This window comes from Arthrobacter sp. OAP107, assembly GCF_040546765.1.
GTDB lineage: Bacteria > Actinomycetota > Actinomycetes > Actinomycetales > Micrococcaceae > Arthrobacter.
On the sequence record NZ_JBEPOK010000001.1, the window covers coordinates 3307682 to 3321511 of the forward strand.

12 protein-coding genes are annotated in these 13830 nt (G+C 68.6%); 4 read left to right on the forward strand and 8 right to left on the reverse strand.

The features are described 5' to 3' along the window. Window positions 1-64: 64 nt before the first annotated feature. On the reverse strand, window positions 65-778 hold the full coding sequence (locus ABIE00_RS15280; RefSeq protein WP_354261623.1) for a DUF3710 domain-containing protein: 714 nt from the start codon (window positions 776-778) through the stop codon (window positions 65-67). A 73-nt stretch (window positions 779-851) separates the two neighbouring features. Further along, on the reverse strand, window positions 852-1397 hold the full coding sequence (gene dut, locus ABIE00_RS15285) for a dUTP diphosphatase (RefSeq protein WP_354261625.1): 546 nt from the start codon (window positions 1395-1397) through the stop codon (window positions 852-854). A gap of 77 nt (window positions 1398-1474) precedes the next feature. Between dut and ABIE00_RS15290 the strand changes: the two genes are divergently transcribed. Continuing rightward, window positions 1475-1963, forward strand: a complete 489-nt coding sequence (locus tag ABIE00_RS15290; RefSeq protein WP_354261627.1) for a DUF3093 domain-containing protein — start codon at window positions 1475-1477, stop codon at window positions 1961-1963. 72 nt (window positions 1964-2035) lie between these two features. Here the strand turns inward: ABIE00_RS15290 and ABIE00_RS15295 are convergent, their stop codons facing one another. Next, window positions 2036-2335, reverse strand: a complete 300-nt coding sequence (locus ABIE00_RS15295) for a DUF4193 domain-containing protein (protein ID WP_331574786.1) — start codon at window positions 2333-2335, stop codon at window positions 2036-2038. Window positions 2336-2594: 259 nt separating this feature from the next. Between ABIE00_RS15295 and sepH the strand changes: the two genes are divergently transcribed. Beyond that, a complete protein-coding gene (gene sepH, locus ABIE00_RS15300) occupies window positions 2595-4082 on the forward strand; it encodes a septation protein SepH (RefSeq protein WP_354261629.1) in 1488 nt (495 codons plus the stop codon). 7 nt (window positions 4083-4089) lie between these two features. Here sepH and ABIE00_RS15305 read toward each other — a convergent pair whose 3' ends face one another. The 4 genes from ABIE00_RS15305 to ABIE00_RS15320 form a co-directional block, all read right to left on the reverse strand. After that, window positions 4090-4815, reverse strand: a complete 726-nt coding sequence (locus tag ABIE00_RS15305; protein ID WP_354261631.1) for a thymidine kinase — start codon at window positions 4813-4815, stop codon at window positions 4090-4092. Next, entirely contained in the window at window positions 4808-6091 is a 1284-nt protein-coding gene (locus ABIE00_RS15310; RefSeq protein ID WP_354261633.1) for an alkaline phosphatase family protein, read from the reverse strand. The genes ABIE00_RS15305 and ABIE00_RS15310 overlap by 8 nt, the downstream gene beginning before the upstream one ends. A gap of 1 nt (window position 6092) precedes the next feature. After that, window positions 6093-6833, reverse strand: a complete 741-nt coding sequence (locus ABIE00_RS15315) for a DUF5998 family protein (protein WP_354261635.1) — start codon at window positions 6831-6833, stop codon at window positions 6093-6095. A 78-nt stretch (window positions 6834-6911) separates the two neighbouring features. Continuing rightward, a complete protein-coding gene (locus tag ABIE00_RS15320) occupies window positions 6912-9602 on the reverse strand; it encodes a bifunctional acetate--CoA ligase family protein/GNAT family N-acetyltransferase (protein WP_354261637.1) in 2691 nt (896 codons plus the stop codon). Between the two features lie 56 nt (window positions 9603-9658). Here ABIE00_RS15320 and ABIE00_RS15325 point away from each other — a divergent pair, with 56 nt between their 5' ends. Together ABIE00_RS15325 and ABIE00_RS15330 are read left to right on the forward strand one after the other, a co-directional pair. Beyond that, on the forward strand, window positions 9659-12175 hold the full coding sequence (locus tag ABIE00_RS15325; RefSeq protein WP_354261639.1) for a DNA gyrase/topoisomerase IV subunit A: 2517 nt from the start codon (window positions 9659-9661) through the stop codon (window positions 12173-12175). 9 nt (window positions 12176-12184) lie between these two features. Beyond that, complete coding sequence (locus ABIE00_RS15330; protein WP_354261641.1) at window positions 12185-12703, forward strand: DinB family protein; 519 nt, start codon at window positions 12185-12187, stop codon at window positions 12701-12703. Between the two features lie 22 nt (window positions 12704-12725). Here ABIE00_RS15330 and ABIE00_RS15335 read toward each other — a convergent pair whose 3' ends face one another. Then, entirely contained in the window at window positions 12726-13769 is a 1044-nt protein-coding gene (locus ABIE00_RS15335) for a GNAT family N-acetyltransferase (RefSeq protein WP_354261642.1), read from the reverse strand. Window positions 13770-13830: the final 61 nt, after the last annotated feature.

Sequence of the window (13830 nt, forward strand, 5' to 3'; positions counted from 1 at the left end):
CAGGGCGCGCCCGCGCTCCGGCAGCCCGCGGATGGGTACCGCTTGGTCCTGCGGGCGGCCTGGATCAACCAATCTGGGTGATCTCCGGCCCGCGCTCGGGCTGCTGGAGGTCCGGCGCTGCGGGGGGCACGGGTCCGGAAGCGTCCTTGGGCAGGCGCAGCTGCAGCAGGTCCCTCGGCGGCATGGGGTTCTCGCCCCGGATGACCACGATCTTCCGGAACAGGTCTTCGAGACCGGCGGCCGCTTCACGGTCCAGCGCTGCTTCCCCGCCGAAAACGCCGCGGAGGAACCAGCGGGGGCCGTCGACGCCGACGAAGCGGGCGACGCGGTAACCCTGGCTGCCGTCCGGGGCACCGGCCGGGAGCTTGGCCACGAGTTCGACGCCGTAGTCCCCCGGGATTTCCTCGACCTGGCCGCCCTGGCCACCAACAGACTGGCCGATCTGCTCCCGGATCTCGTCCCAGAGCCCTTCGGAGCGGGGTGCGGCGAACGCCTGCAGCTGGAGGCTTGACCCCTCAAGGTCCATGGTCACCGCGACGACGCGCTGGGTTGCTTCCTCGACTTCAAGCCGCAGCTGAAGTCCTTCGCGCGGGGCGATGAGCAGGGCGCCGAGGTCCACATAGCCGTCGCGGCTGCTGATCTCGGAGACGTCGAAGGGACCGTTGGCCCTGCGGTCGTCCGCAGCGTTCTCGGCCGGATCAGGGGTGGCGTCCGGCTGGACGTCCTCCAGTTCTGCCGATTCCTGCCTCTTGGCTTTCTTGCCCCGCCCAAAAACCATGCGTTGTCTCCTTAGTTGTGATCGTGTCGCGCGCCCCGAAGTACGGGTGTGCGGCCCAGCCGTTGGTGTGCCGTTACGTGCCCGGAACGGCAAACCCGCCCGTGGAGCCGAACCCGCCCGCACCGCGGACAGAGTCGTTCAGCTCCCCCACGGCGACGAACTGCGCGTGCTCCACGCGCTGGATCACCATCTGTGCAATTCTATCGCCGCGCCGCAGTTCAATGGCCTGCTCGCGGTCGGTGTTGAGCAGCGTCACCGCGATCTCCCCGCGGTATCCGGCGTCGACGGTTCCGGGGGCGTTCACCACAGTGAGCCCGTGTTTGGTGGCGAGGCCTGAACGGGGGTGGATGAGGGCTACAAAACCGTCCGGCAGGGCGATGGCTACACCTGTAGGGACGAGCCTGCGCTCGCCCGGCTCGAGCACCACGTCCTCGCGGGCGCGCAGGTCCGCCCCGGCATCACCGGGGTGGGCGTACGACGGCGCTTCCAGGCCGTCGTCGAGCATTTTCAGCTGCACCTGTACGGTGGGTGCTCCGAACTCCGCCCTGGGCGGCTGCGCAGTGGCAGTCGGGGGGGCTTGCTGGGAGAGGGATGTCATGGCCGTAGATTCGTCAGTCACAGTCCCACACTCTATCGTCCGCGCTCTGGCTCCTCCTATTGCAGTAGGCTCTCCTGCTGGCCACTAAGCTTGTGGGCATGCCCGAATCAAGCGCCGCCGTCCCTGCCCGCAACCCGTCTTCACCGGACGAAACCGTCGTTTTCTCCGAAAAGCTGTGGCCTGGCGCGTGGATCTGGGTGGTCGCGGTCGGGATCGCATCAGCAGGCATCCTGGTCTTCGCCCCCATCAGCCTGGCGGCAGGCTTCACGGCAGCCGCTGTGCTGTTCGCCATCGAGGCAGTGCTGCTGGTCCTGTCCACGCCGTCGGTGACGGTGACCACGCGGACCCTGCAGGTGGGCCGGGCCAGCATCGAACGCAGCCTGACCGGCGGGGCCGCGGCGTACCGCGGCAAAGAAGCGACGGCGGAGCGCGGAACTCGACTGAACGGACTGGCCTACCTGTGCATCCGGGGATGGATTGACCCGGTGGTCAGGATCGAGATCGCCGACCCGTCGGACCCGACGCCCTACTGGCTGACCTCCACCCGCCGTCCGGAGGAACTCGTCGCTGCCCTCAACGGCGCCTAACGTTCACAGCCGCGCCCAGCCCTCACAATCGCGCCCAACGTTCACAGCCGTGCCCAGCCTTCACAATCGCGCCTAGCCTTCACAATCGCGGCAGTACAGCAGCCCGTTCTTTTCCCGGGCGATCTGGGAGCGGTGCCGGACCAGGAAGCACGAGGCACACGTGAACTCGTCCGCCTGGGCGGGCAGCACGCGAACAAGCAGCTCCTCACCTGACAGGTCGGCTCCGGGCAGCTCGTAGCCTTCGGCGAGGTCTGACTCGTCTTCCTCCACCACTGCCGTCGGTTTCTCGGCGCGGCGGGTCTTGAGCTCCTCAATCGAGTCCTCGCTGAGGTCCTCTTCAGACTTTCGCGGCGCATCGTAATCAGTCGCCATGGCCTGCTGCTCACATTCCGTTGAATCGCTCGAATGATTCATCCGGGACAACGCCGGGCGAACCCGGTTTGTGCCCGGTACGCGCACATTTTTCTCCACGACGCGCGGAAAAGCCAGAGCCGGATCCAACGCCTCTCCCCGGCCTCCGCCAAGAGCCCGAAACTCCCGGAATTTCGCGGCGCGCCCTCTGCCCTAACGGGAAAAGATGGTGCGGGGTGGCAGAGTTTCGAATGATAGTAATGCCAGGGTGGAGGATTGTATGCAGGATCTACGGCTTGTAGGCGTCCACGACGACGGGGAGCATCTCCTGTTAAGCGGTACCGCCGGCGCGATGTTCCGGCTGCCGATCAACGAGGCGCTCAGGCTGGCCGCCAGCCGGCCTTCCGCGCGCCCGTCCGCCGGCCCTCCCGTTCCCATGTCTCCCCGCGACATCCAGGCAAAGATCCGCAGCGGCTCCACCGCTGCGGAGGTTGCCGCCGCCTGCGGCATGCCGCAGGAAAAGGTGGAGCGGTACGAAGGGCCGGTCCTCGCCGAACGCGCGTACATCGCCCAGCAGGCCCAGAAGGTGGAGGTCGCTTCCCCGGCCCCGGGGCACGACGTCTACCGGTCGGCCTTCGGCGACAACCCCGCCACCCTCGGCGACATGGTGGCCCACCGGCTCACCGCCCACGGCATCCAGTCCACAACGCTGGAGTGGGACTCATGGCGCCGGCCGGATGGCACCTGGACCGTGGTGGCCAAATTTGAAGCCGCCGCCGGTGGCCACGCGAGCATCGGTGAAGAACCTCCCGCGGTGTGGACGTTCAACCCCACCCGCAAGTCCCTGCAGAACGCGAACCGTTGGGCCCAGCAACTGAGTGAGCTGGAACCGCTGGACGGGCCAGTTCCTGCCCGCCGGCTGTCCGCCGTGTCCGACAGGCCTTTCGACTTCGAGACCGACGCGGAGGCAGCAGCCCGCAGCGGCCTGGGCAGCCCAGACCAGCAGAAGGACCCGGACGGACTGTTGGAAATGCTGCGTTCACGGCGCGGCCAGCGGCTTGGCGTGGATGAGGACAGCGACGACGCCCTGGCGATGCTGCTCGCAAACGGTGTTCCGGCCGCCCACCCGCGGGCAGAGGAACCACCTGCAGGCACAGGGCCGGAATCGCCGGCCGATGGTTCCTGGCCGTCGAATGATTCCGTGCATCCCGATGACTCGGTACATGACAGTGCGGAACAGGATCCGGAGCCGGAAACCGGGGAGAACGACGACGACGCCGAGGCTGCGGCGGCAGAGTTCACCCTGGCTCGGCGGCGTGATGGCCGGCCCTCGATGGTCTCCCGTCTCAACCTGGTGCCCCGGCATGAGGATGCCGACGACGACTCGCTGAAGCTTCACGATGGCGTCAGTACCAACACGCGGGAAATCACCATCGTGCCCGGCCGCACCATCGCTTCCACCGACCCTGGTCCGGCCAAGCCCGAGGAGCCCAACTCGCCCGCGGCGCACTCTCCGGGCCCGGTTACCGGCCGCCCGTCGCCTGCCAACCCGGGCCTGGACGAACTCCTGGGCCGCGGCAATGCCCGCCGCCGCTTGGAGGGGAACCGCTTGGAGGGAAGCCGCCTGGACGGAACCCGGCCGCAGCCTGGCCAGGGGGCGTCCCGCGCCGATCAGGACCGGGACGAACCTGAACGCCAGCCGTCCCGGCCGAAGCGTTCAAGTGTTCCCAGCTGGGACGAGATCGTCTTCGGCACGCGGGGCGACTGAGAACCAGCTAAGCTCTTTCGCTAGCGCCGTGCCACAGGCAGGCGTCCACCTCGAACGGGAGCAGCTCGTCCTGCTGGGCAATGATGCTGGCGCCATGGGCGGTGACCCGGCGCATGAAGTGCCTGCGGCACAGAGTCTCATAGCCCACCACCGGCACATAGTCTGAATCACTGCCTTGATCACCGGCCGCAGGATCAATGGCCATGTCCACATCACCGACCACCACCTGGGCACCTTCGGTGACCATCACGCCGTCGACCGTCCTGGCGTTGTGGGTGGCGCGCCGGCCACACCAGCACAGCGCTTCAACCTGGAGGACCTGCACCCGGTCCGCGAGTTCAATCAGCCGCTGCGAACCGGGGAAGAGGCGGGTCCGGAAGTCCGCGGTGATGCCGAAGGCAAAGACGTCCACCTCGATCTCGTCCACCACTCGTGCCAGCTGCTCCACCTGCACGGCTGAATAGAACTGTGCCTCGTCGCAGATGAGGTAATCCACCCGGATTCCCTGCGTGCGGCGGAGCACCACTTCATCCCAGAAGTCCGTGGTGTCAACCACTTCCACGGCCTCGGCCTGCAGCCCCAGCCGGCTGGAGATCCGGGAGTCCCCGGCACGGTCGTTGCGGCTGAACCGCACCCCGCCGCGGCCGCGGGCACGATGGTTGTAGTCCATCTGCAGTGCAAGGGTGGACTTGCCGGAGTCCATGGTTCCGGAGAAAAAGACCAGCTCAGCCACGGGGGCCCCGCCGCCCGCCCGCCTTGCCGGAACCTGATTTGCCGGATGCTGTCCTGCCGGAAGCCTGGAAACTGAGCAGCGGGACTTCGCGTTCGGCCTTGGTCAGGGAGCCATGCTGGCCCACGACCTCCATCGCCGTCGGCCGTACCCGGCGCGTGTCGTAGAACGCCAGCGCGTCCCTGGCTGCCACCATCACGTCGCCCACGCGTCCCATGACTTCGGGGCGGACCGTACCGAAGAGCCCGGCAGCCACGGCTTCCTCCCGGGTGAACGCCCAGATCCGCTCGCCGAAGCGGGCACGCCAGGCAGCCAGCAACCGTTCCCGTGCGGCATCGCCGGCGTCGTCCTCCAGGTACAGGTGCACCATGCGCGGTTCCCCGGCCGTGTGCCGGACGCCGTCCACCAGGGCGGCGTCGGCGGCGTAGTCGAGTCGCTGTGACTCCGGGACGTCCAGCATTCCGTGGTCGGCGGTGACCAGCACCGTGGTTCCTGCCGGGAGGGACGCATCCAGGCGCTTGACCGTCGCGTCCAGCTCCTCGAGCTGGTGCTCCCACTGGGGTGACTGCGCGCCGTACCGGTGGCCGGCCTTGTCCAGGTCGTTCACGTAGAAGTACATGAGGGCGGAATCCGCGTCGGCCATGGCCTCGGCCGCCGCCGCGGTGCGGGCGTGGGAGGTAGTGCCGGAGACGAAGGTCCCGCCGCGCAGCGCCGCCTGGGTCATGGGCGAGCCGCCGAACTGCGGCAGGCTGACGGTGGTGACCGCCACGTGTTCGGAGGCACGTTCGAAGACCGTGGGGAACGGTTGCCACTTCTGCGGGTCAACGGCGGCATCCCAGTTGCCCAGCATGTTGACCACCTTGTCCTGGTCCGGATCCAGGACGTCATATCCCACCAGTCCGTGCTGGCCGGGAGCGAGGCCCGTGCCCAGACTGGCGAGCGACGCGGCGGTTGTGGACGGAAACGCGGAATCCAGCCACACGGGCACGGCCGCCTGCCCCTGCTGCAGGACGCCGCGGAGGAAGGGGGTGTGAGCCGTCTTCTGCTTGAGCAGGCCGCGTCCCAGCCCGTCGGCCAGGACCACGCACACGCGCTTGGCCTGTGGGAGGCCCAGGACGTTCTCGAAGCCCGGCACGCCGAGGCTGGCGGCCGCGCTGCCCAGCACCTCGGCCACGGAGCCGCGGCCGTAGGCCGGTGCGGCTGGCAGGCCGCTAACGGCGGGCCCGGGTTTCGTAGCAGTTCTTGCGGAGTCTGAAGAATCGTTTGGCTGTTCCTGCATCTCAGCGCTTGTGCCCGCGGCTGAGCCGGTTGGCAAAAACGCCCATGCGGGGACGCGGATGGGTGGCGGACGGCGCATGCCGCGCAGGCGCGGGCGATCCGGTGTTCACCGCGCGCAGGGCACGGGCGAAAAGCTTGGCATCCTGGACCGCCTGCAGACCGTCCGCTTCGGCGCTGATCCGCAGGACGATGTCCTCCTGGGCGATCGTGCCGCTGTAGCCGTGGTCCGCCTCGCACTGCGGGTCGCCGCAGCTTGCCGGCCCCATGTCCAGGCGCTGGCCGCCGGACCAGGCAATGGAGAGGGTGACCTCGCGGACCGGGTCCGAGGGCTTGTAGTTTTGCGGCTGGGCGTACATGTAGCTCAGGACCACCGAACGGATCTGCGCGACGGGAACGGATTCGGTGGAGATCTGCGCCACGATCTGTTCGCCGGCCTCGTCGAGCTGCTGGTCGTCCACATGCGTGATCACCAGCATGTCCTCGGTGAGGACCAGGACGGTGATGTGCCGGCGGACCTCGGCGCGGTCGAAGTGCGTCTCGAGGTGGACCAGGTGTGCGAGGCAGTCCCGGCCGTCCAGGGCGTCGTCCACCACGTCGGCCACCAGCAGCGGGTAAAAGCCGGCCTGCTGCAGGGCGCCTTCGAGGCTCTGGCCCTGCACGCTGTGGTTGTGCGAGCTGTGGTGGAAGGCCTGCGGGCTGTGGTCGGGCGCTTGAGGCTTCGAGGTGGGAGGCTGGGAGCTCATTTCCCCATTTTCACAGATCGGTGTGGCACACGCTAACCAATAGGCCGGCATCGCCTGCCATGCCGCTGCGCCCGGAGCCTAGCTCCGCATGGCCCGCCGCGCGCTGTCGGTGCGCTGCGCCGCGTTCCCGATCCGCACATCAGCCGCGAGGATAAACGCCCCCTGCGGCGTGGCGAGGACCGGGTTGAACTCCACCAGGGCGATCTCCGGGTGCGCGTCCTTGAGCCGTGCCAGCCGCGCGGCCACGTCCTCGAGGGCAGAAACATCGACGGCGGGCAGCCCCTGGTAGCCGAACAGCTTCCGCGACGCGCGCGGGCTGCGGATGAGGTCGCGAAGGTCCGCGCCGGAGAGCGGCGGCGCCCGGTGCGCCCAGTCGTCCAGCAGGTTGACGGCGTCGCCGGCCAGTCCGAAGGACACGACGGGTCCCAGCAGGGGGTCCTCAATGGCGCGCAGGGTGCAGGCCTGGCCCACCGGGGCCATGGTCTGGACCTCCAGCGAGGCAAAGCCGTAGGGCTCCAGCGCCCGGCGCATCTGGCGGATGTTCAGCCGGAGGGAATCCGCGTCCTGGATGTCCAGCCGCACCCCGCCGAGGTCCAGCCGGTGCCGCAGCGTCGGATCGGTGGTCTTCAGGGCCACCGGCCAGCCCAGCCTGCCGGCTGCCGCCACGGCTTGCTCCTCTGTGTCGAAGCCTTCCGAGGGCATGACCCTGATTCCGTAGTGCGCCAGCAGCCGCGCTGCGTCTTCGGGCTCGAGCTGCTTGAGCTGCTCGCCGCGGACGTCGGCCAGCAGGTTTTCGAGGTCGGCGTGTGCGGCGTCGGGGTCGCACCCGTCGGGATCCAGGAAGAGGCCCTGGTCCCGTTCCGCCCACTCGGCGTACCGCACCACGGCGGACAGTGCGGCGACGGCCGCCCCGGGGTTCGAGTAGCAGGGCACCGGGGCCGCGCCGGGGCCCTCCCCCACCATGCCTTCCACGTAGACCGACGGATCGAGGATGCCGGTGAAGGCCGCCACCACCGGTTTCCCGGCAGCGGCGGAGGCTTCTGCGAGCGCCCCGGCAATCTTCTCCACGGTCAGTCCGCGGGCCGGAAGGAAGGCAACCACGGCCGCGTGGACCGCCTCCTTGGCCAGCACCTCGCGGAGCCGCTCCCGCAGGGCCGGCAGGGCACGGGACAGGCCGGCGTCCAGGTCCAGCCCGGTCACGAGTTCCTCAACGCCCAGGCCGTGCGACACGGCGCTGTCAGCCACCACCTTCCCCATCGCCCCGGAGTTGCTGAAAACCGCCACGCCGGCACCCTTGGGAAGCGGCTGGGCGGACACTATCTGGGCCACGTCCATAAGCTCTTCGATGGTCTCCACCCGGATGACGCCGGACTGGCGCATCATCGAGTCCAGCGCATCAGCAGGAGCCTGGGTGGTGCGCACGGCATGCCCGGGCGGCAGCTGCAGGCCCATGGTGGTGGACTTCGCCACGATTACCGGCTTGGTCCGCGCGAGCCGCCGGGCGATGCGCGAGAATTTACGCGGGTTGCCGATCGACTCCAGATACAGGCCCACGGCGGTGGTGCCGGCGTCGTCCTCCCAGAACTGCATCATGTCGTTGCCGGACACGTCGGCCCGGTTCCCAGCCGACAGGAAGGTGGAGATGCCGGCGCAGCGCCGGCTGGACGCCGCATACAGCGCCACCCCGATCGCCGCGGACTGGCTGAACAGCCCCAGGCCGCCGGCGCGGGCCAGGCTGGGCGCCATGGAGGCGTTCAGCGACACCGCGGCGTTGGTGTTCACGATGCCCAGCGAGGCCGGGCCGATGACGCGCATCCCGTTGGCCCGCGCCTGCCGCACCAGCTCGCGCTGCCGGGCGAGGCCGCGCTCCCCGTCCTCGGTGAATCCGGCCGACGCCACCAGGACGCCCTTCACGCCGGCGGCCGCGCACTCATCCACCACCTTGGGGACTTCCTCGTAAGGCACCGCCACAATAGCCAGCTGCACCGGCCCGGGCACCTCGGACAGCTTGCCGAAGGACAGCATGCCGGCCAGCTCAAAGGCTTCGGGGTTGATGGCATAGACGGGACCGGTGAAGCCGCCTTCGATGATGTGTTCCAGCAGCTGGTACCCCACCGTCCCCCACCGCCGGCTCGCGCCGATCACCGCCACCGACGACGGCGCCAGCAGGTCCTGCACGCTCCTCGCCTCCGCGCGGTGCTCCCGGGCTTCCATCACCGCACGCGATTTGTCCGTGGGGTCGATGTTGAACTCAAGGCTCACCACGCCGTCGTCGAAATGGCGTTTGACATCGTACCCGGCGTCGGAGAAGACCATGAGCATCTTGCGGTTCTCGGGCAGGACCTCGGCGCTGAACCTGCGGATCCCGTTTTCGCGGGCGGCCGCCGCGAGGTGCTCCAGCAGGATCGAGCCGATGCCGCGGCCCTGGTGCGCGTCGGCGATGTTGAAGGCCACCTCGGCTTCGGCGGGATCGTCCAGCCGGTCGTAACGGCCGATGCCGATGATGTCTCCGCCGATGGTGATCACGAAGGCGACCCGGTCCCGGTAGTCCACCTCGGTGAAACGCTTGAGTTCGCGGCTGGAGAGCCGCTCCTTGAAGGCGAAGAACCGCATGTAGATGGAGTCCTGCGACTGCCGGGTGTGGAAGGTCTGCACGGCGTCCGCGTCGGCGGGATGGATGGGCCGCAAATGCGCTGTGCCGCCGTCCCGCAGAACGACATCGGCCTCCCAATATTCCGGATATTCGCCGTCCCCGGGCTGATCCACCATAGGCTTAGCCTAGCCAAACCTCCCGAAGTGCACCCCAAAAAGGATCCACCAGCCCCATGGCACGCCGCCAAACACGCACCCCCGCAGGGGAAACAGTCCAGGACTACACCGAAAACATCGTTGACATCGACGTGACTTCCGAGATGGAAGGCTCCTTCCTGGAGTACGCGTACTCGGTCATCTACTCCCGGGCCCTGCCCGACGCCCGCGACGGCCTGAAGCCCGTCCAGCGCCGCATCCTCTACATGATGAGCGACATGGGCCTCCGCCCGGACCGGGGCCACGTCAAGAGCGCCCGTGTGGTGGGCGAGGTCATGGGCAAGCTTCACCCGCACGGCGACACCGCCATCTACGACGCCATGGTGCGCATGGCCCAGGACTTCTCGCTCCGGCTCCCCCTGATCGACGGCCATGGCAACTTCGGCTCCCTCGACGACGGCCCGGCGGCACCGCGGTACACCGAGGCCCGCCTGGCGGCGGCTGCACTCAGCATGACGGACCACCTCGACGAGAACGTGGTGGACTTCGTCCCCAACTACGACAACCAGCTCACCCAGCCGGAGGTCCTCCCGGCGGCGTTCCCCAACCTGCTGGTCAACGGCACCACCGGCATCGCGGTGGGCATGGCCACGAACATGGCGCCGCACAACCTGGTGGAAGTCATCGCAGCCGCCCGGCACCTCATCGCCAACCCGGACGCCACGCTGGAAGACATCATGCGTTTTGTCCCCGGCCCCGACCTGCCCACCGGCGGGCGCATCGTGGGCCTGGACGGCATCCGGGACGCCTACGCCACGGGCCGCGGCTCCTTCAAGACCCGCGCCAAGGTGGAGGCGGAGCAGCTCTCCGCCCGCCGGACCGGCCTCGTGGTCACCGAGCTGCCGTACATGGTGGGCCCGGAAAAGGTGATCGAGAAGATCAAGGACGCCGTCAACAGCAAGAAGCTGGCTGGCATCAGCGACGTCGTGGACCTGACCGACCGCAAGCACGGCCTGCGGCTGGTCATCGAGCTGAAGAACGGCTTCAACCCGAACGCCGTGCTCCAGCAGCTCTACCGCTACTCGCCGATGGAGGATTCCTTCGGCATCAACAACGTCACCCTCGTCGAGGGGCAGCCGCAGACGCTGGGCCTGCTGCAGCTGCTCACCGTTTATGTGGACCACCGCATCTCGGTGGTGCGTCGCCGGACCGTGTTCCGGCTTGGCAAGAAGAAGGACCGCCTCCACCTGGTGGAAGGCCTGCTCGTCGCCATCGTGGACATCGACGAGGTCATCCAGATCATCCGGTCCTCGGACGAGGCCTCCGCGGCCCGCGAGCGGCTGATGTCCATCTACGACCTCTCCGAGATCCAGGCCAACTACATCCTCGAGCTCCGGCTCCGCCAGCTGACCAAGTACAGCAGGATCGAGCTGGAGAAGGAGCAGGACGAGCTCCGCAAGGAGATCGCCGAACTGGAGGCCATCCTCGAATCCGATCAGCTGCTGCGGGAGCTGGTGTCCGGCGAACTCGGCGAGATCGCGGAGAAGTACGGCACACCGCGGCGGACGGTGCTGCTGGAATCCGAGGCCGTGGCCCCGACGGTGGCCAGCGCCGCCGGAGTCGAGGGCAAGGCAGGGGTCAAGGGCAAGCCCGCGCCGCTGGCCCTCGAGATTGCCGACGACCCATGCTGGGCGATCCTCACAGCCTCCGGCCAGATTGCCCGGACCACCAACCAGGACAGCCTGGCCGAGACAGGGCCGCGCTCCAAGCACGACGTGATCCGCTCGGTGATCAAGACGTCGGCGCGGGGCGAGATTGCCGCCGTCACCTCCCAGGGGCGCATGCTCCGGATCCAAGTGATGGACATGCCCGTCCTCCCGCCGGTCTCCGGGCTGCCGAACCTGGCCGGCGGCGTTCCGGCCACGGACTTCATCACACTCCTTAAGGGCGAGTCCCTCGTGGCGTTCGCTCCGCTCGACGAGGTGCTCGCGATCGGCACGGCCCAGGGCGTGGTCAAACGGGTACAGCCCGACTACCCCCTGAACCGCGAGGACTGGGACGTGATCACGCTGAAGGACAAGGACACCGTGGTGGGTGTGGCGCCGGCAGGGTCCGAGGACGCCGACCTGGTGTTCCTGACGCGGCAGGCACAGCTGCTGCGCTTCAGCGCCGCCGGTGTCCGGCCGCAGGGCCGCACCGCAGGTGGCATGGCAGGCATCAAGCTCGCCGCCGGCGATCAGGTGGTGTTCTTCGGCGCGGTCGCCCCCGGCGACGAGGCCGCCGTCGTCGTTACCATTTCCGGCACGGAAGGTGCCCTGCCGGGCACCGCCCCCGGGGCCGCCAAAGTGACGGCCTTCGCCGAATACCCGGCCAAGGGGCGGGCCACCGCCGGGGTCCGGGCGCACAGGTTCCTGAAGGGCGAGGACACGCTGCTGCTGGCGTGGGCCGGCCATGGTCCGGCCAAGGCGTCGTCGTCGGCAGGGGTGGCCCGCTCGCTGCCCCAGGAGCACGGCCGGCGCGACGGTTCGGGCATTCCGCTCTCGCAGGCGGTGGACGTGATCGGCCCGAGCATGGCCTGGCCGGAATCCGCCTAGACTACTGCCATGCCTATCGTTCCGGATGAAAAGGACTGGACCTGGGTCCTGTCCCGCCCCTGCACCCAGTGCGGCTTCGACGCGTCAGCCGTCACGCCGTCAACGGTTCCCGGCAGCGTCGAAAACATGCTGCCCCGATGGCGGGCCGTGCTCCGGCGGCCCGACGCGACCGAGCGGCCGGACAGCAGCACCTGGTCCGCGCTGGAGTACGCCTGCCATGTCCGGGACGTGTTCAGCCTCTTCGACCGGCGCCTCAACCTGATGCTCACCGAGGACGACGCGAAGTTCGAGAACTGGGACCAGGACCAGACGGCGGTTGACAGCGACTACGCTAACGCCGACCCCGCCGTGGTGAGCGCCGAGCTCACTACGGAGGGCGAACAGGTGGCAGCCTCCTTCGCCAGGGTGCAGGAGTCGCAGTGGGGCCGGACCGGGCTGCGCAGCAACGGCTCGGAGTTCACTGTCCTGACGCTCGCGCAGTATTTCCTTCACGACGTCGTCCACCACCTGGCGGACGTGGACGGCTGACGTCTCACCTCCGCCGCGGCTACTACAGGACCTTGTCCCAGGCCCGGCTCGTGTTGACCGGGGCGTAGCCCATCTTGCGGTACAGCGCCATGGCGCCGGTGGGGTTCTCGGAGTCCACATCCAATGACGCCTTGTCCATGCCCGCGGCGGCGAAACGCCGCATGGCATCGGCGAGGAGCGCCTGCGCGATGCCGCGCCCGCGGAATTCCCGGCGGACGCCCAGCAGGTCCGTGTAGCCCTCGGTGAACCCGCGGGTCACGGCGGTCTCCGGATCGTGGCTGGCCAGCTGGTAACCGACCACCTCACCTGTGCTGATCGCCAACACGACGGCGCTAAGATCCGGCCGGGCCAGGGGGTCGTTGACCACGAACCCCCAGGCCTCCTCATCCCTCGGTTCGCTGCCCCAGTGGTCGGCGAAGACCTGGTTATGGGCCAGGCGCACGGCTTCGCTCAGGCCGGATTCCATCGGCACCAGTTCCAGGCCATGGTCGAGGGGTGCCTCGGGCAGCGGAGCGGACAGCGGGCGGTGCATCTCGTTGTAGTAGCGGACCACCTGATACCCGGACTCCTCCAATAGGGCGCACTGGTGCTGCTGCTTCTGCTCAATGAAGATCCGCAGCCGTGGGACGGGCGCTGCACGGTCCGGGCTTTCGCTGCCTGAACCGCTGCCTGAACCCCTGCCTGAACCCGCACCGGAATCCTCCGCGAACCGCTGCCGGGTCCGCGCCTCCAGCCAGGACAGGAGGGCTGAGCCCACTCCGCGGCGCTGCCACTGCGGGTCCACGGCACAGAAGCCGTGCGCCTTTGCCCCGTCCCTGTTCTTGGTGAGACGGGCGTACCCCCGGGGAACGCCGTCGGCATCCAGACCAAGCACGGTGTTGGACCCCACCGGGTTGTTCTTGGACTCCATGATCTGTTCCAGGTCCGCCCGCCGCTCGAACCACACCGGCCGCTCAGCGGCAGCGGTCCGGGCGATCAGCGCGGCCCAGGAGTCGAGGTCCCCTTCCCCTATGGGCCGCCACCGCAGGTCCGGAAAGTCCACCGCCGGCGCATGATTGTGCGTCATGGCAACAGGCTAGCCGTCCGGTAGATCGGCAGGAAGCCGTACGCTGGCCATGACCGGGTGC

Excerpts from the sequence above, each read along its gene's own strand:
- ABIE00_RS15280 (WP_354261623.1), bottom strand. The coding sequence starts at position 778 with ATGGTTTTTGGGCGGGGCAAGAAAGCCAAGAGGCAGGAATCGGCAGAA.
- ABIE00_RS15290 (WP_354261627.1), top strand. The coding sequence starts at position 1,475 with ATGCCCGAATCAAGCGCCGCCGTCCCTGCCCGCAACCCGTCTTCACCG.
- ABIE00_RS15295 (WP_331574786.1), bottom strand. The coding sequence starts at position 2,335 with ATGGCGACTGATTACGATGCGCCGCGAAAGTCTGAAGAGGACCTCAGC.
- sepH (WP_354261629.1), top strand. The coding sequence starts at position 2,595 with ATGCAGGATCTACGGCTTGTAGGCGTCCACGACGACGGGGAGCATCTC.
- ABIE00_RS15310 (WP_354261633.1), bottom strand. The coding sequence starts at position 6,091 with ATGCAGGAACAGCCAAACGATTCTTCAGACTCCGCAAGAACTGCTACG.
- ABIE00_RS15315 (WP_354261635.1), bottom strand. The coding sequence starts at position 6,833 with ATGAGCTCCCAGCCTCCCACCTCGAAGCCTCAAGCGCCCGACCACAGC.
- ABIE00_RS15320 (WP_354261637.1), bottom strand. The coding sequence starts at position 9,602 with ATGGTGGATCAGCCCGGGGACGGCGAATATCCGGAATATTGGGAGGCC.
- ABIE00_RS15325 (WP_354261639.1), top strand. The coding sequence starts at position 9,659 with ATGGCACGCCGCCAAACACGCACCCCCGCAGGGGAAACAGTCCAGGAC.
- ABIE00_RS15330 (WP_354261641.1), top strand. The coding sequence starts at position 12,185 with ATGCCTATCGTTCCGGATGAAAAGGACTGGACCTGGGTCCTGTCCCGC.
- ABIE00_RS15335 (WP_354261642.1), bottom strand. The coding sequence starts at position 13,769 with ATGACGCACAATCATGCGCCGGCGGTGGACTTTCCGGACCTGCGGTGG.